This is a genomic window from Gemmatimonadetes bacterium SCN 70-22, assembly GCA_001724275.1.
In the GTDB taxonomy this organism is placed as follows: Bacteria; Gemmatimonadota; Gemmatimonadetes; order Gemmatimonadales; family Gemmatimonadaceae; genus SCN-70-22.
The window spans coordinates 1-18,456 of record MEDZ01000016.1; the positions used below are offsets into that span (position 1 = coordinate 1).

At 72.2% G+C, this 18,456-nt stretch carries 16 protein-coding genes; 9 read left to right on the forward strand and 7 right to left on the reverse strand.

What is annotated here, in order from left to right; all coding sequences use genetic code 11:
- Nucleotides 1-460: 460 nt before the first annotated feature.
- The gene (locus ABS52_09775) at nt 461-1,315 is read right to left on the reverse strand and encodes a hypothetical protein (GenBank protein ODT03288.1); all 855 of its coding nucleotides are present in this window, start codon (nt 1,313-1,315) and stop codon (nt 461-463) included.
- Nucleotides 1,316-1,398: 83 nt separating this feature from the next.
- Between ABS52_09775 and ABS52_09780 the strand changes: the two genes are divergently transcribed.
- The 3 genes from ABS52_09780 to ABS52_09790 are packed head-to-tail and all read left to right on the forward strand — an operon-like array spanning nt 1,399 to nt 5,641.
- Nucleotides 1,399-3,897, forward strand: a complete 2,499-nt coding sequence (locus ABS52_09780; GenBank protein ID ODT03289.1) for a hypothetical protein — start codon at nt 1,399-1,401, stop codon at nt 3,895-3,897.
- Nucleotides 3,898-3,914: 17 nt separating this feature from the next.
- Nucleotides 3,915-4,436 (forward strand): hypothetical protein, encoded by a 522-nt coding sequence (locus ABS52_09785; GenBank protein ID ODT03290.1) that lies wholly within the window; start codon nt 3,915-3,917, stop codon nt 4,434-4,436.
- Nucleotides 4,433-5,641 carry a hypothetical protein gene (locus ABS52_09790; GenBank protein ODT03291.1) on the forward strand — a complete coding sequence of 403 codons (1,209 nt, stop codon included), beginning with the start codon at nt 4,433-4,435 and terminating at the stop codon, nt 5,639-5,641. The genes ABS52_09785 and ABS52_09790 overlap by 4 nt, the downstream gene beginning before the upstream one ends.
- Before the next feature lie 10 nt (nt 5,642-5,651).
- Here the strand turns inward: ABS52_09790 and ABS52_09795 are convergent, their stop codons facing one another.
- The 4 genes from ABS52_09795 to ABS52_09810 all read right to left on the reverse strand — a co-directional run bounded on the left by ABS52_09795 (nt 5,652) and on the right by ABS52_09810 (nt 10,096).
- Nucleotides 5,652-8,114: a hypothetical protein gene (locus ABS52_09795; protein ODT03292.1), complete on the reverse strand. Its 2,463-nt coding sequence runs from the start codon at nt 8,112-8,114 to the stop codon at nt 5,652-5,654.
- Between the two features lie 30 nt (nt 8,115-8,144).
- Nucleotides 8,145-8,516: a hypothetical protein gene (locus ABS52_09800; protein ODT03293.1), complete on the reverse strand. Its 372-nt coding sequence runs from the start codon at nt 8,514-8,516 to the stop codon at nt 8,145-8,147.
- Between the two features lie 51 nt (nt 8,517-8,567).
- Complete coding sequence (locus ABS52_09805) at nt 8,568-8,993, reverse strand: hypothetical protein (GenBank protein ODT03294.1); 426 nt, start codon at nt 8,991-8,993, stop codon at nt 8,568-8,570.
- Between the two features lie 107 nt (nt 8,994-9,100).
- Entirely contained in the window at nt 9,101-10,096 is a 996-nt protein-coding gene (locus ABS52_09810) for a hypothetical protein (GenBank protein ODT03295.1), read from the reverse strand.
- 173 nt (nt 10,097-10,269) lie between these two features.
- Here ABS52_09810 and ABS52_09815 point away from each other — a divergent pair, with 173 nt between their 5' ends.
- From ABS52_09815 to ABS52_09830, 4 genes are all read left to right on the forward strand, one after another.
- A complete protein-coding gene (locus ABS52_09815) occupies nt 10,270-10,833 on the forward strand; it encodes a hypothetical protein (protein ID ODT03329.1) in 564 nt (187 codons plus the stop codon).
- 2 nt (nt 10,834-10,835) lie between these two features.
- The gene (locus ABS52_09820; GenBank protein ID ODT03296.1) at nt 10,836-11,555 is read left to right on the forward strand and encodes a hypothetical protein; all 720 of its coding nucleotides are present in this window, start codon (nt 10,836-10,838) and stop codon (nt 11,553-11,555) included.
- The gene (locus ABS52_09825; GenBank protein ODT03297.1) at nt 11,552-12,490 is read left to right on the forward strand and encodes a hypothetical protein; all 939 of its coding nucleotides are present in this window, start codon (nt 11,552-11,554) and stop codon (nt 12,488-12,490) included. Before ABS52_09820 ends, ABS52_09825 begins: the two co-directional genes overlap by 4 nt.
- Nucleotides 12,491-12,568: 78 nt before the next feature.
- The gene (locus tag ABS52_09830; GenBank protein ID ODT03298.1) at nt 12,569-13,108 is read left to right on the forward strand and encodes a hypothetical protein; all 540 of its coding nucleotides are present in this window, start codon (nt 12,569-12,571) and stop codon (nt 13,106-13,108) included.
- A 76-nt stretch (nt 13,109-13,184) separates the two neighbouring features.
- Here the strand turns inward: ABS52_09830 and ABS52_09835 are convergent, their stop codons facing one another.
- Nucleotides 13,185-15,692, reverse strand: a complete 2,508-nt coding sequence (locus ABS52_09835; GenBank protein ID ODT03299.1) for a hypothetical protein — start codon at nt 15,690-15,692, stop codon at nt 13,185-13,187.
- Nucleotides 15,689-16,798: a hypothetical protein gene (locus ABS52_09840; protein ID ODT03300.1), complete on the reverse strand. Its 1,110-nt coding sequence runs from the start codon at nt 16,796-16,798 to the stop codon at nt 15,689-15,691. Before ABS52_09840 ends, ABS52_09835 begins: the two co-directional genes overlap by 4 nt.
- Nucleotides 16,799-17,107: 309 nt before the next feature.
- Between ABS52_09840 and ABS52_09845 the strand changes: the two genes are divergently transcribed.
- Both ABS52_09845 and ABS52_09850 read left to right on the forward strand, forming a co-directional pair.
- The gene (locus tag ABS52_09845; protein ODT03330.1) at nt 17,108-17,569 is read left to right on the forward strand and encodes a hypothetical protein; all 462 of its coding nucleotides are present in this window, start codon (nt 17,108-17,110) and stop codon (nt 17,567-17,569) included.
- Between the two features lie 51 nt (nt 17,570-17,620).
- Entirely contained in the window at nt 17,621-18,433 is an 813-nt protein-coding gene (locus ABS52_09850) for a hypothetical protein (protein ODT03301.1), read from the forward strand.
- Nucleotides 18,434-18,456: the final 23 nt, after the last annotated feature.

The following is an 18,456-nucleotide window of genomic DNA, read 5'->3' on the forward strand; positions in this document are numbered from 1 at the left end:
ATCCCAGGAACGGTAGGAGGGCTGGCCCCCCAGTTGAGCGCGCGGGATCCTGCGCGCGGCACACTCTCGGCAGTGACACGGTGAGGAGCAGTGCCGCTAACCCGCGACTACTCGAACCGTCACAGTGCGCCTCTCTTAGGGAGCTGCGGCATAACTCGAATTAGAAACTTCCCCTCAATCACCGAATTACCGCGCCCAGGCTGCTTGGGTGCGTCGACTCGCACGCTAACGCGATCCGGTGAGTCGGTCCAGAGTTGTCGCATCCGCGCCACAGGGCATCACTTAGGGCGTCTGAAGCTCGAACGAGCTTCGCCGAGTTCGGATGCATCGAATGACAGCGTAAGTAGTCGCATCGGCCGAGCGGAGTGGGTAGGGAGAGAGGGCCGAGCGTGAGGTTGGGGGCCGCGGGGCGGATCGGGGGCGGCGATGAAGCTGAGGGCTCAGGCTGAGCCGCGCCCGACTACGCGCCCGACAGTGCATCCAAGGGGCTGCGCACCCCGGGCCCCTTATCCAGCACGTGCAGGTAGATCATCGTGGTCGACACGTCACGGTGCCCCAGCAGCTCCTGCACGGTGCGGATGTCGTAGCCGGCTCGAAGCAGATGCGTGGCGAACGAGTGTCGGAAGGTGTGCGCCGAAACGCGCTTGTTGATGCCGCTCGCGGCAGCGGCCGCGGTGATCGCACGCTGGACGGTCGTGGGATACAGGTGATACCGCATCCGCAGCCGGCTCACGCGGTCGCGATACTCCCTGGTCGCGGGAAAGACCCAACTCCAACGCCAGTCGCGCGCCAGTCCGGGATACTTCCGCTCCAAGGCGTCGGGGAGCGGCACGTAGCCGCCGCCGCGCGCGCAGTCGAGAAGGTGCCGCCGTCGTCCCTTCTCGATCCGCTCGCCCAGGAGGTCCACGAGGCGAGCCGGGAGGACGGTGCGCCGGTCCTTGTTCCCCTTGGCGGCGTGGATGGAAAGGACGCAGCGCTTCAGGTCCACATCCTTCACGCGCAGCGTGAGGGCTTCCATCAGCCGCAGCCCGGCGCCATACAGCAGCATCACGACGAGGCGCGAATCGCCGTTCAGGTGCGACAGCACCTGGCGGACCTCGTCCGGCTCCAGGACGTTGGGAACGCGCGCACCGGCCTTGGCGCGCGCCACGGCTGGAGTCTCCCCGATGGGGAGCTGCAGGACGGCTCGGTACAGAAAGACGATCGCGGCGCGCGCCTGGTTCTGCGTGGACGCAGACACCCTCCGCTCCGACGCCAGATGCTCCAGGAATCGCCGAACGTCGTCCTCCCGTCGCCCCCCGTACCCAATCTTCACGCCTGTCGCGGAGCTTTGAGGCAGGTGTGCAAGTCGGCGCCGGTGGCGACGTCTCCTGATCAGACCCACTTCAGGATGCCGCCATGCCCGCCCTCCATCGCCACCTCAGCAGCGCCCTCCGCCTCCTCTCCGCCGCCACCCTCACCGTGGCCGCCTCGGCGGCGCTCCCGGCAACCGTCGATGCCCAGGGGCGACTCATCACCCGCCCCTGCACCCCGCCTCCCCCGCCACGCTGCCCCCCGGATTCCCGCTGCGCCATCCCTCTCCCGGCCCCCTGCGGCCCGACACTCGTCCGCCTCACCAGCGACGCGAAGATCGCCCTCGCCGACCGCGTCCTTCGCTACGAAGTGACCGAGGTCTTCAAGAACACCGGGCGGACGGTCGCCGAGGCGGATTACATCTTCCCGCTCCCACCGGGCGCCGCCTTCGAGGACCTCAAGCTCTCGATCAACGGCGAGCTCGTCTCCGGCGAGACGCTGCCGGCCGACAAGGCGCGCGGCATCTATGAGGAGATCGTGCGCCGTCAGCGCGACCCGGCGCTCGTGGAATGGATGGGGAGCGGGATGCTCCGCACGCGCATCTTCCCGATCAACCCCGGTGAGGAGAAGAAGATCGTGGTGCGCTACCAGAGCGTCGCCGAGCGCGAGGGCGACGCGCTGCGCATCGACTACCGCCGCGGTACGGACCCGAACGGGACGGGGGGGCAGGGGCTCGCAGGACTGGCGGGCGCTCGCGGCGAACCGTCGCGCGATGCCCGCGACGCGCACGGCACTCGCGGTGCGCGCGACGCTCGCGACGACGAACGGGGCGAATGGTCGCACGTCCGCTTTCTCTACCAGCCAGGCCCAAACTACGGGGAGCCCTACTCGCCGACGCACACGCTCCGCACGCGCGACGATGGGCGCTACCGCCAGGTCGACGCCCGCGGCAGCGCCGCCGACGTCACGATCCTCCTCCCGCTCCGCCGCGCCAACTCGGCGGCGCTGAGCGTCCTCGCCCACGCCCCGACCCGAGACGAGCGCGGCTTCGCCCTCATCACGGTCACGCCGCCTTCCACCTCACGCCGCACGGTCCCGCGCGACCTCACCTTCGTGGTCGACGTCTCGGGCTCCATGGCCGGGCGCAAGCTCGAGCAGGCCAAGGCGGCGGGGCGCGCCCTTCTCGAATCGCTGCGCCCCGACGACCGATTCCGCATCATCGACTTCTCCACCGACGTGCGCAACTTCCGCGATGAATGGACGACCGCGTCGCGCGACAACCTCGACGACGCCCGGCGCTACCTCGACGCCCTGCGCGCCGAGGGGTCGACCAACATCTCGGGGGCGCTCGAAGAGGCGCTCGACGATATGGGCGACGAGGGTCGCCGCTCGGATGGTTGGCGCGGCAGGCCGGCGCGCGCGCTCGACCGCCTCCCGCTCGTCGTCTTCATCACCGACGGTCAGCCGACGGTGGGCGAGCGCAACGCGGACCGCATCGCCGAGATGGCGGCGCGCCTTCGCGGCGAGCGCCGCGTCTTCTCGGTGGGGATCAGCGCCGACGTCAACGCCACCCTCGTCGAGCAGCTGGCGGTCGAAGGTCACGGAACGGCGCACTTCGTCCGGGACAACGAATCGGTCGAACGCACGGTCTCGCTCCTGGCCCGCCGCCTCTCGACGCCGGTCCTCACCAACGTGCGGCTCCGCGCCAGCGGCGTGCGGCTCTCGCAGCTCCTCCCGGCCGGGGCGCTCGACGTCTTCGCCGGACAGGACCTGGTGATCCTGGCCCGCTACGAGGGCGACGGGATGGCGACGCTGAGCCTGGAAGGCGAGTCGCCGGACGGCCCGGTGACCTGGTCGACGCGCGCCAACTTCCCCGAGCGCACGCGCGACAATCCGTTCGTCGCCCGCCTGTGGGCCGCCCAGCGCGTCGGATGGCTGGCCGCCGAGAAGCGCAAGCGCGGCGGCACCACCGAGATGGACGCCGAGATCAAGTCGTTAGGCGAGCGGTACGGGATCCCGACCGAGTTCTCGTCGTACCTGGTCGTGGAACCCGGGATGAACGTCGCCAACCGCCAGCTCGGCGCCGGACAGCCGCTGCGGCTGGAGAGTGTCGTCACCACCGGTGCGGCGATGTCGATTCAGGACTCTGGCTCGCGCCGCACGATGACCCGCGAGAAGGGAGCGGCCGGCGGCAATGCGGCCCCGGCGCCGTCGGCACAACGCCCCCGGAGCGACAACGAGGCGCGTTTCGAGGCGGCCAAGGCGGCCGCGGCCCAGCGCGAGGCCAAGTCGGTCGCCGAACTGGACGCGGTGCTCGTCCCGGACGCCGCCGGCACGCAGAAGCGGATCGCCAACCGGCTCTTTACCCTCGTCAACGGGGTATGGACGGATGCACGTTACACCCCGTCCATGCGCACGGTGACCGTGAAACCCTTCTCTCCCGCCTACTTCGCCCTGCTGCAACGCCTCGACGACCTCGCCGCCCCGTTCGCGCTCGGCGACCGGGTGATCGTGGCCGGGCGCGCGGTGGCGGTGGCGCTGGCGGCCGACGGGGCGGAACGGCTCGACGCCGCGGCGATGGATTCGCTGGCCCGGGACTGGTAGCCACGCACCGCACCGCCATGCGCGACGACGAGCTGGAGCGACTGTTCAAGCTGTACCACGTGCCGCTGGTGCGTTACCTCACCCGGCGCCTGGGCGACCGCGACTGGGCCGAGGAGGTCGCGCAGGAGACGTTCCTGCGCGCCCTCCGCCAGGACGCACTCACCAGCGAACGCTCCTGGCTCTTCGCGGTGGCCACCAACCTGGTGCGCGACGAAGCGCGCAAGGACGAGCGACGGCGCCGCCACCTGCAACTCCTGGCGGCCGAGGAGCGCGAACGCGTGACCGAACCGCTCGAAACGTCGCTGGAACGCGCGCAGGAAGGGGCGATGGCGCGCAAGGCGGTCGATGCGCTGGCCGAGCGCGACCGGCTGGCCCTCCTGATGCGCGAGGAAGGACTCGACTACAACGAGATTGCCGACGCCCTCGGGCTCTCGGTGGGATCGATCGGCACGACGTTGGCGCGCGCACGGCGGCGCCTGGCGGAAACGTACGAGGCGCTGCAGGACGAGGCACGGCGGCGTGCCGGAGGGGATCAATGACGCACATCGACGAAGGGACGATCCACGCCTGGCTCGACAGCGCCCTCCCGCCCGACGAGGCGGCGCGCGTGGAGGCGCACGTGCGCGGCTGCGAGCAGTGCTCGGCGGCGGTGGCCGAGGCGCGGGGCTTCATCGCGGCGTCGTCACGAATCCTGTCGGCGCTGGACGACGTGCCGGGAGGGGTGATCCCGCGGGAGCGTGCCGGCGCCTCGCCTGGCACCGCGAGCGTGCCGGGGCGGAGCGACGCACCGGTGGGCTCCAGCGCCACGAGCGGTGGTGTCGCCCCGGCACCGTTGCGTGGACGCAGGGCGTGGTGGCAGCGCCCGCACTTCGCGGCGGCGGCGGGGATCGCGTTCATCGCGGTGGCGGTCAGCGTGGTCGCACGCCGCGGGGGAGTGAAGAGCGTGGCGGACTACTCGATGGAACGCGCGCCGGCGACGGAGTCGCCCTCGGTGGCGGCGCCGCCCCAGTCCCCTGCCGTTGCGCCCGCGCCGACACAGGCACCCACCGCCGCGTCGGCCGCCCCGGCCGAGCAGAAGGTGGCGGCCGCGCGCGCCAAGGCGCCCGCGTCGCGTGAGGAGTCGGCCGATGCCACCTCGCGCGGGCGAGGTGCCGTCGAGAATCGCGCCGCGCCACCGCCTGCGGCTCGGGAGTCCACCGTTGCCGACGTTGCCGCGCGCGGTGTGGCCCCGACGGCACAGGGCGCCGTGGCCGGGGGGACCGCCCGCCCCGCCGATTCCACTGCCGCCAAGCGCACGCTGGCCGTGAGCCCCGACTCCATCACCCGCACCGAGAAGGCGCGCGTGCTGGGGGAGCGCACACTGCAGCTGGAAGCGGTGGTCACCACCGGCGCCGCCGAGGCGCGGATCGACGCGCGCCCCGGCGTCACGGCGGTGCAGGCGATCGTCGGGTGCTATCGGCTGCAACGCCGGGTCCCGGCACTCGACGCCGGCGTCACCGAGATCATCGCCCTCGAGGGGACGGAGACGGGGACATTCGAGGGTGAGGTGCTGCGATCGGCCCGCCTCATCGGGGCCCGCCCCGAGGCGAACACGCAGTGGCACTGGACGCTTTCCCCCAAGGGCGACGTGGCGCTGGTGCGGGCGCAGGCGGGGGCCTACGCCCGCTTCCCGCTGGCACTGCGCATGGCCGCGCAGACGGGAGAGACGTCGGTCGCCACCCGCATCACCTGTCCGGCGCGTTAGGCGCCGGCGGTCAGTCGGCGCGCAGCATCGTCACCGGGTCCACCCGCGCCGCCCGCCACGCCGGGACCAGCCCGGCGACGAGCGCGGCGATGGCGAAGAGCGTCGCCGCCCCGAGATAGGCCAGCGGGTCGGTGGACGTCACCCCCACCAGCTGGCTGCGCAACAGCTGCGTCCACCCCAGCGCCACCACGCTCCCCAGCGCCACGCCGATCATCGCCAGGCGCACGGCGTGCCACAGGACCCAGCGCGACACCGACGCCGGTGAGGCGCCGAGGGCGAGGCGCAGCCCGATCTCGCGCGAGCGCTGGGCCACCAGGTAGGCCATGACGCCGAAGATCCCGACGGCCGCCAGGAGCAACGCGGCCGCGCTGAACGCGGTGAGCGACCAGGCGCCCACCCGCCGGCTCTCGAGCATCCCGTCCAGGTAGAAGGCGAGGGGGCGAAACTCGACCTGCGGGCTCGTCCCGGCGATCGGGATGGCCGGCTCCACGGACAGGACGGCGCGATCGAGGAGCGGCCTGAGTGCGTCGGCCGGGAGCGACGACCGCACCGCAACGTACGTGTTGGGCCAAGCATTCCACGTGTAGGGGACGTAGACCATGGGCGGTGGCGGCACGGCGGCGCCGAACAAGCGCTCGTCGGCCATCACGCCGACGATGGGGGCGACGATGCGCGTCCCCATGTCGGCCCGTCCCTGCGCCATGCGAAAGACGGTCACCACCGTCCCCAGCGCCTCGCCCCCGGCCGCGAATCGCCGCACGAAGGCCTCGTTCACCACGAGCCCGCTCCCCACCGACGCCAGGTCGGCCTCGGCGATGAAGCGCCCCTTTCGGAGCGTCCCGCCGAACGTCTCCAGGTAGCCGGGCGAGACGGTGCGGTACACCGCCACGTCGCTCCCGTCGGTGGCCGGGGGGGCATCGGTGAGGACGCGCGTGAGCACCATTCCCCCGGTGAAGGGGGCGTGGTTCACGAGGGCGGCGCGCTGTACGCCGGGGACGGCGGCCACCGATTCCTCCAGCCGGCGATACAGCGAGAGCGCCCCCTCGGGGGTGTCGTGCCGGCCGGGGGGCGGGAAGACGCGCAGCAGCGTCACCCCGTCAGGGGCAACGCCGAGCGGGATGTCGCCGAGGCGGACGAGCGAGCGCGTCACCAGCCCCGCGCTCACCGCCACCACCACGGCCACCGCGACCTGTCCCACCACCAGCGCGCCGCGCAGCCGCCCGCTGGCGCGCCCCTCGCCGCTCCCCGCCGTCCCGTCACGCAGGGCGCCCGTCAGCTGCAGGCGGACCGCCGAGCGTGCCGGGAGGAGCCCGATGACCACGGTCACGACCGCCACCACCAGCGCCACGAAGCCAAGCGCCCGGGCGTCGAACGAGACCTCGGCCAGGCGCGGGAAGGTGCGGGGGGCGAGGCGGTTGATGGCCGAGAGGAGGAGCGAGGCCACCGCGACGCCCCCCACGCCGCCGGCGACCGCCAGCACCAGGCTCTCCGAGAGTGCCTGCCTCACGAGCCGCGTCGCGCGCGCGCCCAGCGCGACGCGCACGGCCAGCTCGCGCCGCCGCCCCGCCTGGCGCGCCACCAGGAGCCCGGCGGCGTTGAGGCAGGTCACGAGGAGGACGAGCGCGACGACCAGCGCCAGCACCTGCAGCCGCGTGGCCGCGTCGCCCAGCAACGTGTCGCGCAGCGGGTTGAACGACACCTTCGTCCACTCGGCGGCGTCGTCGGGGAACTGCCGCGCGATCGTCGACGCGAGCGCCGCCATCTGCGCCTCGCCCTGCGCCCGGGTGACCCCGGGGGCCAGGCGCCCGGTCACCTGCGCGTCCACGTGCAGCGAGCGCTGCGTCAGCACGAACCGCGACCGCGGCGGGAGGAGGTCGAGGGGGACCCACACATCGGCCCACGCCGGCTCCGCGAACTCGCGCGGCATCACGCCGACGACGGTGTACGCGCCGTCGGCGCTGGACAGCGTGCTCCCCACCGCCGCCGGGTCGCCGCCGAAGCGCTTCTGCCAGAAATCCCATGAGATGACCATGGGACGCTCGGCGCCCCCCGAGGCCGTGAACGTCCGTCCGAGCTGCGCCCCGACACCGAGTGCCGGGAAGAAGTCCTCGCTGACGAAGGCGCCGAGGATGCGACGTGCCCCTTCCGGCTCCTGCATCGTGATGTCCTCGCCGCGGGCGAAGGCGAGGCGGTCGAACGCGGTAGCCCGCGCCTTCCAGTCGAGAAAGGTGGGGTAGGAGGTCGGGCGCTCACCGCCGTTCTGCGATTGCTCGCGCAGGGTGAAGAGTCGGTCGGCATCGCGATAGACCAGGGGGCGCAAGACGACGCCGTCGACCAGGGCCCAGACCGCGGTCGCGGCGCCGATCCCGAGGGAGAGCGTGGTGACGACGAGGGCGGCGAAGAGGGGGGCGCGCCACATGGAGCGCAGCGCGACGCGGACGTCGCCGCGGAGTTCGTCGAACCAGGCGGGCATGGAGCTGCGGGGAAGGGCGGGAAGGAAGGTTTAGCGGCGCTTGCCGCGCGGGGCCGACTTCGCGGGCGCACCGCCCTTTCGCGCCTTGGCCGGCGGCGCGCTGCGCACCCCCCGCAGCGCCAGCGCCACCCACTCGGCCAGCTCGGGGTCGTCGGCGACGACGTCGGCGCTCACCACCACCCAGGTGCTCATGGGGCGTTCGCCGTCAGGCGCAAAGGCGACGACGCCGGCGCGCTGCAGCGCCTCCTCGTACGCCTCGGGGGGCATCTTGGCGATGATCGAGTCGTCCCAGGCGATGACGAAGGTGCTCTTCCCCTCGAGGAAGCCGCGCCCGCTGAAGACGCCCTTCTCGCGCATCCCGCGCTCGCCAAGGCGGACGAGGGCATCGCGGATGCGCTCCACCAGGCCGGGGTCGAAGGGCATGTCGGGCTCCTGTGGCGCCGGGCGGCGCGGTCAGGCCGCCGGCTGGTCGGGATGGCTGGTGGGGACCTGCTGTGCGCAACGCACGAGGGCGGTCACCGCACGCGCGTGCATCATGAGGGCGACCATGTTCCCGGTCAAGCGCACCTTGCCGTTCATGACCGCCGCCACCGGGTCCAGGGTGCCGTCCATGATCTCCCGCCAGGTGGGGTAGTCGGCACGGAAGACAAACGGCGCCGTGCAGGCGTCGGGCGACATGATGCGGGCGGTGTTGCACAGCCCGCGGTCGAGGTTGAGCTCGAGTGCGACCGGGCCGATGAGCCCGACGGGAGCGCCGTCGTCGAGGACGAAGGCGACCGGCGACTGCCACTGCAGCCCCGCCTGGCGATACGACACGTCGCTATTGACGGCGTCGCGGAAGGCGTCGGCCCAGCCTTGCGTGAATGGAGGGGATGCCACGGGTGGTGCGACCGCTCGACGGTTTCCTGCCTCCCACTCGGCCGCCGCACGATGAACGTTCGTTCATGGTGGAGCGCGGGCCGCTCGTGGTCGGCGGGTCCGACCTTCTAGTGATGCCTCCGTGCGCGCCTCAGGGCCCGCATCACGGTGCGTCCGGCCGCGAAGGCCCCGGTCACCGTGTAGAGATAGAAGGTGTAGACCCGCCACCATATGAGAGATGCTCCCAACAGCCGTGCAGGGAGCGTGCCGCCGAGGGCGACCTTGAACGCGACCTCGACGACCCCACCCCCGCCGGGGGCCGGCGCGACGGCGGCGCCATACAATAGAACGAGGGGCCAGAGGAGGATCGGCCCCAGCGGCACCTGTTCCCCGTACGACCAGACGATGATGGGGAGGACGAGGAGGCGGGCGCAGACGTGCAGGATGGAAAAGAGGAGGGCGAGCGCCATGGTCCCGCGATGGGCGGCCCTGAGCGATGCGACGCTCCCCCGCAGCTGCCGCAGCCCCCGCTGCACGCGCCGCCAGATGAGGGCGTTGACCCCGATGGCGCGCACCCACGCGGGGCGCGGCCCCTTGGCGTTCCGGTGCGACAGCGTGTAGGCAAAGGCCCCCGCCCCCAGTACCCCGGCCGAATAGAGCAGCACGGTTCCCAGCATCCCCTTCACCAGCGGCCCCGACTCGCCGAGCAGGACGGCGAGCCCGAGGGTGACGGCAAAGAGCGAGAGGACTTCGAGGAAGACCTCGAGGAAGAGCACCACGACGACCCCGCCCAGGGGGGTCCCCGACTCGCTCAGGATGAGGAAGCGCGCGGGCTCGGCGCCGGAGCGCGAGGGGGTGATGGCGGCGGCGAAGTCACCGCCGAGGGTGGTGCGGAGGATCGCCCCGAAGGAGACCGGGACGCCGATGGCGTCGGCGCTGAACCGGATCTTGATGACCCGGAAGGCGATGTCGAGCGCGAACGCACCCAGGCACAACAGGTGTCCCCACCATGGGAGTCCAAGCGGCGCTCCCTCGGCGGGCCAGGCGGACGCGATGACATAGACCGAGACCCCGATCGTGACCAGGAACGAGATGGCGGTCAGGAACCAGCGGAACGGGGTCAAGGCGTCGGCGAGGGGGGAGTGAAGGGGAGGGGGTGAAGTAAGCGGCTAATCTATCGGAAGCCGAGGGTCGCGCTAAACACTTGGGGGGTCTGAAGCATCCCATCCTTCGAATGACGGTCCCTCATCGCGAGCCCGAGCACGAGCCCGAGCCCGAGCCCGAGCTCGAGCCGGGCATGTCGCCTCCTTCGCCCCCTCCGTCCGGCGCCGTCGATCTCCCGGCGCTGGCCGAGCGCGCGCGCGCCGGCGACGTGGCTGCCTTCGAGGGGCTGTACCGGGCACTGGCCGGTCGGGTCTACGCCCTCTGCGTGCGGATGTCGGGCGATCGGCAGCGGGCGCGGGAGCTGACCCACGAGGTGTTCGTGCGGGCGTGGGAGAAAGTCGCGACGTTTCGTGGCGAGGCGGCGTTCAGCACGTGGTTGCATCGCCTGGCGGTGAACGTGGTGTTGGAGCGGGAGCGTGGGGAGCGGCGCCGCGAGGCGCACGAGGTGGGAGGGTTGACCGGGGAGGACGAGGATTCGCCGACGATGTTGCGGGTGGTGCGGGGCGACGAGGGCGATCGGCTGGACCTCGAGGCGGCGATCGGGCGCCTCCCGCCTAACGCGCGCGCGGTCTTCGTGCTGCGCGAGGTGGAGGGGTACCGGAACGACGAGATCGCGCAGGCGATGGGGATTGCCGAGGGGACGGTGCGGGCCCACCTGCACCGCGCCCGGCGGCTCTTGATGGAGTACCTGTCATGACGATGCACGAGCGGGACGAGGGGATTTCCGCAGGGATTGGTGCCCACGTGTCGTGGGAGCGCCTGAACGACTTCGCCGACGGGCAGCTGGCTGCGGCAGAGGCGGAGGCAGTGGCGCGGCACGTCGCCGCATGTTCCTCCTGCCTGGCGATTGCGGAGCGGATTCGCGCCCTCGCCGAGCGGGCGCGACACCTCCCCGCGGCGATCGAACCCGACGGCAGGCTCTGGGGCGATGTCGCGGCCGCGCTTGCGGTTGGCGGCTCGGGCACCCGGAGGGAGCGTGCCCCGCGTGGCGAGGCGGAGCCGTCGCGCCGTCCCCGGCGGTGGGTGGCGTCACCGCGCTGGCTGGCGGCCGCGGCGGTCGTGCTGATGGCGGGGTCGTCGGCGGCGACGGCTTACCTGATGCGCGGCGGCTCGCCGTCAGCCGCAATGACCGGCGGAGCCGCTGCCCTGCCGGCGGGCTTCACCGCCACCGAGGCGGCCTTCCAGCGTGACGTCGCCGGGCTCGAGGCGCTCCTGACCGCACAGCGTGCCGCGCTCACGCCGGAGACGATCGCCATCGTCGACCGGTCGCTGGCGACGATCGATGGGGCCATCGCCGAGGCGCGGGAAGCGCTGCTGGCCGACCCCGCCAACCACGCGCTGGCCGAGCTGCTGGCCGCGTCGTACCGACAGAAGGTGGAGCTGATGCGGCGCGCCGCCGAGTTCCCGAACACCCTATGACCCACCGTCGCGTCACCCCGTCCCGGCGCCCGCTGGCGCCCGTCGTTCGTGCCGCGCTGGCGCTCGCCTGCGGCGTTGCGCTGGCCGCTCCCGCAACCGCCCGGGCCCAGCGCCGCATCGACGAGCGTCACGCCGCCGCCCCCGACCTCTACTTCCGCATCAGCGGGAGCGTGGGGACGCTGCGGGTGATCGGGTGGGAGAAGGACTCGCTGGTCATCACCGGCACCCTCCCCGCCGGGGTGCGCGCGGAACTGGGGATCGGCGAGCCGGGAGGGGTACCGGCGCGCGGGGCCAAGATGTACATCGAGTCGCCTAACGATGCGGTGGCGGCTGGCGGGTCGCTGGAAGTCCGGGTGCCGGCGCGGGCGCGCGTGTGGATCAAGAGCGGGACGGCCAACGTCGATGCCCGCGACGTGACGGGGGGGCTCGACCTGAACGTGATCGGGGGGAGCGTGCGGATCGCCGCCTCGCCTCGCGAGCTGCAGGTGGAGGCGATGGACGCCGGTGTCGAGATCACCGGAACCCCCAGGTGGCTGCGCGCCAAGACGGCGTCGGGCGACATCACCGTGCGCGGCGGCGCCGCCGACGTGGCGCTCACCTCGGTCAGCGGGAGCATCCGCATGATCGACGGGTCGGTCGAGCGCGGCCGCGTGGAGACGGTGACGGGCGGCATCTCCTTCAGCGCGACCGCGGCGCGCGGCGCCGACCTGACCTTCGATACCCATAGCGGCCCGATCGACCTCCGTCTCCCGGGCGCCGGGCAGTTCACGCTCACGGCGTCGTCGGTGACCGGGGCTGTGGAGAACCACTTCGACAAGTCACGCCCCACTCCCGGGCGCGAGGGGCGTGGCGCCGAGCTCGCCATTGCGCGCGGCAACGAGTCGGCGCGCATCACCATCCGCTCGTTCAAGGGGACCATCACGCTGCGCCCCTGAACGGGGGCGCGGCGACGAACTAAACGTCCGGAGCATGAGCGGCATCCCATCCGTACACCCCAACGATGAGAGGATGTCATGATGCCCAGACTGCAGGCAGTCGCCCTCCTGTTCCCGCTCGCCATCGCCCCCGAGGCCCTTCCGGCGCCGGCCGCCACGAGCTTCCCCACGAGCGCGGCCAGCGCCGGTCCGCCGTGGATCTCGATCGAGCACCCGGTGAACCCGTACGACGCCGCGACGAGGGGGGCGTTCCTCGTGGTCCACGCCTACCACCATGGGACGCCCACGCAGTTCCCGGTCTCGGGGACGGCGGAGGGGTTGGTGAACGGGGAGCGGAAGTCGGTGCGGCTCTCGTTCACGCGCACGTCACGCCCCGGCGCCTTCGCCCTGGCGAAGCAGTGGCCCGGCGAGGGGACGTGGACGCTCCTCGTCTCGATCACGCAGGGGCCACGCGATTCGGTGACGGCGGTCGTGGAGCTGGGGGCGGGGGGCGAGGTGGCGTCGGTTCGCGTCCCCACCGCGCGACGGGACGGGTGGGTGGTGCCGGCGGCGGTGGCGATGTCGGAGGTCGACGCCTCGTTGCGGCTGCGCGCCGCGCGCCAGTCGGCCGGCCGGTAGCGGACACGACGGCGGGGGCGACCGGCCTCGTGCGGTCGCCCCCGTGGGATGCCGCCTGGCGCCGCCCCGATGCTGCCTAACGCGCCAGCCGCAGCCCCACGGTGGCGGTGCGCCCCTGCGTGATCTGCAGGTTGTCGCGCTCGTTGCGCTGCACGTTGGTGAGGTTGTCGACGCGCAGGTACCACTCGGCGCCCCGGGCGATCGCGTACCCCACGCCCACGAACGGCTTGGTGATCGACGGATAGTCGATCCAGTAGTTGCGCAGCTCGGGGCGCGACGCCTCGGTCCCCATCTCGCCGCCGTAGAAGGCGAGCCAGTCGTAGCCCACCCAGCTCCCGATGTAGTTCGTGCCGACGGTGGTGCGCACGCGGCGCGTCTCCCAGGTGAGCGAGGCCATTCCCGACGACGACGGGACCTCGGGGACGCGGTCGCCCAGGCGCAGGTCGCCGGTGTAGCTGGGCGAGAGCGCGCGCACCCGCGAGTCGGTGAGCGCGAAGGCCACGTCGGCGCGCAGCCCCCCGCGCCGCACGTTCCCCTCCAGCTCGACGCCGCGGTTGTGGATGCGGCCGACGTTCTGGAACTGCACGGTGCGCGCGTTCATCCGCTGGTTGGCCACCACCTGCTGGATGAGCCCGTCGGCGGTCTGGCTGTAGGTGGTGAGCGAGAGGTTGGCGCGGTCGCCGACGTACAGCTCGATCCCCGCCTCGGTCCCCGACTGCACCTCGGGCCTGAGCTCGGGGTTGGCGACCTGGCGGAAGCCGAGCGTCTGGATGGCGCGTCTCGCGTTAGGCTGCGGGGGGCGGATCCCCTTGCCGTAGGCGGCGCGGAGCTTCACGGTGGCCGTCCCCAGGTCGCGGGTGAAGGCGGCTCCCATCATCGGCGCCCAGGCGGTGCCGTAGTTCTCGCCGAAGCTGGAGTTGCGCTCGCCGCGCAACCCGGCGGTGAGGAAGAGGGCGTCGTTCAGCTCCAGCTTCACCTGCGTGAACAGGCCGGTGTTGTCCACCTGGTCGTCGTACAGCGAGGCGAGCCCGGTCCCCGTCCCCGACAGGTCGGAGCGGAAGCCGAGGCGTTCGCGCAGGAGCGCACTCCGCTCGGCGCCTAACGTGGTGCCGAGGCTGAGCCCGGGGCGGTCGACGAGGCGGAGCGCCATCGCGTAGCGCAGCGAGGACTTGCTGACGTTCTCCTTGGTGGCGCCGAGGAGGGCGTCGGCCACGGTGGCGGGCTCGCGCTGCGGGGCGATGGCCCCCGCGTGGCGGTCGAGGCCGAGCACCAGCGTCTGCCGCCACCAGCTGCGCGGCTGGAAGTCGGCGGTGAGGCCGTAGGTCTCGTTCTCGATGCGCTGCGACTCGAGGAGCGGGCGGATGGTGCCGATGGAGGGATTGCTCCCGAGCAGCGGGTTGGACGGGGCGATGAAGCGCACGTCGGCGTAGCGCATGGTCGCGTCCAGGCGGAGGGGGCCGAGCATGGTGCGCGCCCCGCCGAAGGTACCGCGATACCCCGACGAGCCGCCGGGGACGATGGCCCCCACGTCCTCGAACGTCCCCCCCAGGCCTAACGACGTCCGCGCCCCCCCAGCCGAGAGCATGGCCGAGTGGTGCTGCATGGCGCTGGCGTTCTCGGTGAAGCGGCTCTCCATCATCCCGCCGCTCAGGGCCGCGTCGAACTGCGGATGCCACGCCGTGGAGGGGGTCCCCTTGCGGGTGACGACCTGCACGACGCCGCTGATGGCGTCCGAGCCGTAGAGCGCCGACCCCTGCGGGCCGCGGATGACCTCGATGCGCTCCACCGAATAGGGATCGATGGCGAAGAGGAGGTACGGCGAAGCCAGCTCCACGCCGTCGACGTACGTCTTGAGATAGTTGGCGCTGAACGAGCTGGAGCCGCGCACCGACCCGATCTGCGCGAAGGGTCCGGAGATCCCGAGGTCCCACGACACGACGCCGGGGATCCCGCTGCGGAAGAGCTGCTCCATGCTCGTCGCCCCGCTCTGCGCGATCTGGCTCCCCGTAAGGACCGAGACCGCGCTGGCGAGCGAGCGCTCGGGGGCGCCGGTGGCCGGGGTCCCCATCACGAGGATCCGGTCCATCACCTGCGGGCGGTGGTGTGACGACCGCACGCGGAGCGGCGAGCCGAGGCGGGCCGCGGAGTCGGAGAAGAGCGAGGCGACGCTGGGGAGGAGGCGCCCGGGGGTGCGCACGAGGATGACGTAGCCGGACGGGCTCACGACGACGTCGAGGTCGGTCCCCTGCAGGACTTCGGCGATCACGTCGCCGGCTGCAACGTCGGCACGCGAGACGCTCACGCGCCGCGCGGCGGGGATGATGTCGGAGCTGTAGGAGAGGCGAAGCCCGGCGCGTGAGGCGATCTCGCGCAGCGCCTGCTCGATGGGGACGGCGACCAGCGACAGGGAGACACGGCGGGACAGGAGCTCGCTGCGCGCGGCGCCCCGCAGGGCGACCACGCTATCCGAGCGCGCGAGGAGCCGCTCCTGCCCCAGCGCCGGGGTGGCGCAGACGGCGGCGAGCGCGACGGTCGCGAGCGCGCGCGCCGCCCGTGACGCGGCCGCGCCCCGGGGGGGTGTCACGCACCCGCCTCCGCCAGCACGGTCGTCGCGGCGGGCGACGGGAGCGCCGACGTGTCGCCTTGCTTCATGAAGTCGATCCGGTTGCCGTTGCGCACGTACCGCACGTCGAGCGTCATGCCGATCACCCGCAACACCTCGTCCAGCGACTCGCCCTCGAACGCCGAGGTCAGGTGGCGATCGAGGATGGCGCCGTCGATGACGCGGACCTCGACACCGTACCATCGCTCCAGCTCCACGACGACGTCGGTGAACGGCGCGTCGGTGAAGATGAGACGTCCGGACGCGAACGCCGTGAAGGGGGTGAGGTCGACGTTGCGGGCCACGGTGACCGCCCCCGCGTCTCCGAGCGTGGCCACGTCGCGCGGCACGAGGACGACGGCGGTGTCGGCGCTGGTACCCCGGCGCACGGCGACCGATCCGGATGCGACGGCGACTCGCAGCGGGGTCCCCTGGCCGTAGCCACGCACCGCGAACTCGGTCCCCAGGTCCTCGACCACGGTCCCGTTCACGTGGACCCGGAAGGGACGGGCGGCGTCGTGATCGACGGTGAAGAGCGCCTCGCCCGAGAGCTCCACCTCGCGGGCGCCGGCGCCATAGCCGTCGCGAAGTCGCAGGGTGGACGAGACGCCGAGGACCACGGTGCTCCCGTCGGGGAGGTTGACGGTGCGATGCTCGCCCGACCGGGTGGAGAACTCGGAGGCGGAGGCTAGCGCGCGCGGGGCCGAGTCGCTGGTGGAGCGCAGCCGGGGGAGGATCAAGGCACCGCCGACGATGACGACGACGGCTGCCGCCACGCGCATGATACGAGCACTATCGCGCCACCAACGCCGCCGTACGCCGATGTCGACGACATTCGAGTCATTTCTCACATCGGTCGACGAGACTTCGATGCGCCTGGCTAGCGTCTGCCACGCGCGATCGACATCCCATGCCGGCTCGGCGATCGGAGTCCCCCAGGCCAGCCGCAAGGCGGCGAGTGCTTCGCGCCGCTCGGCGATCTCCTGGGCCCAGCGCTCCGTTTCGGCGCGCTCGGCGGCCGTCCCCTCACCCGCGACGAAGCGGGCGAGACGATCGTAGTCGTCGTCGGGGAGGGAGCCGCTGGGCATGAAATCGGGATGAGCGTCGTTCACGACAAGGAGACACGTCAGGGGAGAAGCCCCCCTTACTGGTCGAGAACGGGGCATGTTAACGTCCCCCGAGCCCCCGGCGCGATAGGGAGGGGGCGCTCCCGGCCCCCGGCCTCTCGCCTCGCACGTTCCAGGATGACCGCACCCGCCGACGACGAAGATCGCGACTCGCTGCCGGAGGAAGTGGCGTCATCCCCCGCGCCGCCGGGCGACGCGGAGCTGGTGCGGCGAATCCGCGCGGGCGACGAGCGGGCCCTGGAACAGCTGTTCCGCAGCTACTACAGCGGGATGTGCACCTTCGTCCGGCGCTACGTGCACGCGCCGGACATCGCCGAGGAGCTGGTGCAGGACGTCTTCTTCAAGCTGTGGTCCAAGCGGGAGACGCTCTCGGAGATCGATGCGCTGCGGACGTACCTCTTCCGTGCCGCGCGAAACACGGCGCTCAACCACTTGCGGCGCAAGAAGTTGGAGAACGCATGGGAGGAGCAGGAAGCCGCCCGCGGCGAGCCGATGACCACCTCGGCCACCGACGACGACGCGTCCACCGGTGAGGTGGCGCGGGCGGTGAACGAGGCCGTGGCGCGGCTCCCCATGCGCTGCCGCGAGATCTTCCTCATGAGCCGGCAGGGGGGGCTGACGTACGTCGAGATCGCCACCCGGCTCGGAATCAGCGTCAAGACCGTCGAGACCCAGATGGGGCGGGCGCTCAAGTCGCTCCGCCTGTCGCTGGCGAGCTTCCGTGGGGGGTAGGGGGGAGCCGGGTGTCCATATGATGATGGGGAACGAAGGAGGAAAGCCGCGATGAACCGGATGCGACCGATCCATGTGATGACTGCCGCGATGCTGCTGGCGGCGGCCGCTGCCTGCGTGGACGCGCCGAGCGTGTCGGGGCCGGAGGCGCAGTCCGAGCCGCTGGCCGAGACGTTCGACGCGATGTCGAGGGTTGCGGCGGAGAATGGCGACCTGGCGCGGAGCGAGGGATTTGCCTTCGCGGCGTTGTCGGTGCGCGGCGGCGTTGCCCCCTCGCGCCTGGAAGTGCAGTCGGGGAACGCGACCGAGGTGTACGACGCCTTCGTGAACTCGGTGGAGTGGGACCCGTCGATCGCAGCGACCATGCGCCCGCCGGCGCGTCGTGCGCTGGTGGCGTGGCGGCGCACGGCGTACGGGACCACGAAGGTGCTCTCGATGCACACCCCGAGCGACTCCGCGCCGATCCTGAACCCGCTGTCGTTGGGGATGGGGATGTCGACGGCCGCCGTCTTTGCCGGGGCGTCGGCGATGCAGAACGAGGGGGGGAACACGGCGCAGGGGAAGCCCGACCTGAGCGGCGCCTGGTTCGCGACCGGCGGGTGGGTGAAGCTCAAGGAGGTCGCGGTGATTGGCGCGTGCCCGGAGTCGCAGCTGTCGGGGAAGGGGGTGGCGGTTTCGCGCTGCGAGCAGGCGCGCTACCTGGTGCGTTTCGACCTCGCGATGCAGCACCTGGCGGGGCGTCCGCCGCAGGTGGTGGGTGGGAGCCCGGTGCGCCGCGTGTCGTCCGTCGGCGAGCCGGTGGTGGGCGGGCTCAAGCTCGGCTTCGCCTGCCTTGCGCCGACCAGCATGCACGGGTGCCAGTAGCGATTCGGGCGGAATCGCCGCGC

What these genes read in the sequence shown, in the direction of transcription:
- ABS52_09780 (ODT03289.1), top strand. Translation starts at nt 1,399, where the DNA reads ATGCCCGCCCTCCATCGCCACCTCAGCAGCGCCCTCCGCCTCCTCTCC.
- ABS52_09785 (ODT03290.1), top strand. Translation starts at nt 3,915, where the DNA reads ATGCGCGACGACGAGCTGGAGCGACTGTTCAAGCTGTACCACGTGCCG.
- ABS52_09790 (ODT03291.1), top strand. Translation starts at nt 4,433, where the DNA reads ATGACGCACATCGACGAAGGGACGATCCACGCCTGGCTCGACAGCGCC.
- ABS52_09795 (ODT03292.1), bottom strand. Translation starts at nt 8,114, where the DNA reads ATGCCCGCCTGGTTCGACGAACTCCGCGGCGACGTCCGCGTCGCGCTG.
- ABS52_09815 (ODT03329.1), top strand. Translation starts at nt 10,270, where the DNA reads ATGTCGCCTCCTTCGCCCCCTCCGTCCGGCGCCGTCGATCTCCCGGCG.
- ABS52_09820 (ODT03296.1), top strand. Translation starts at nt 10,836, where the DNA reads ATGCACGAGCGGGACGAGGGGATTTCCGCAGGGATTGGTGCCCACGTG.
- ABS52_09825 (ODT03297.1), top strand. Translation starts at nt 11,552, where the DNA reads ATGACCCACCGTCGCGTCACCCCGTCCCGGCGCCCGCTGGCGCCCGTC.
- ABS52_09830 (ODT03298.1), top strand. Translation starts at nt 12,569, where the DNA reads ATGATGCCCAGACTGCAGGCAGTCGCCCTCCTGTTCCCGCTCGCCATC.
- ABS52_09840 (ODT03300.1), bottom strand. Translation starts at nt 16,798, where the DNA reads ATGCCCAGCGGCTCCCTCCCCGACGACGACTACGATCGTCTCGCCCGC.
- ABS52_09845 (ODT03330.1), top strand. Translation starts at nt 17,108, where the DNA reads ATGTGCACCTTCGTCCGGCGCTACGTGCACGCGCCGGACATCGCCGAG.
- ABS52_09850 (ODT03301.1), top strand. Translation starts at nt 17,621, where the DNA reads ATGAACCGGATGCGACCGATCCATGTGATGACTGCCGCGATGCTGCTG.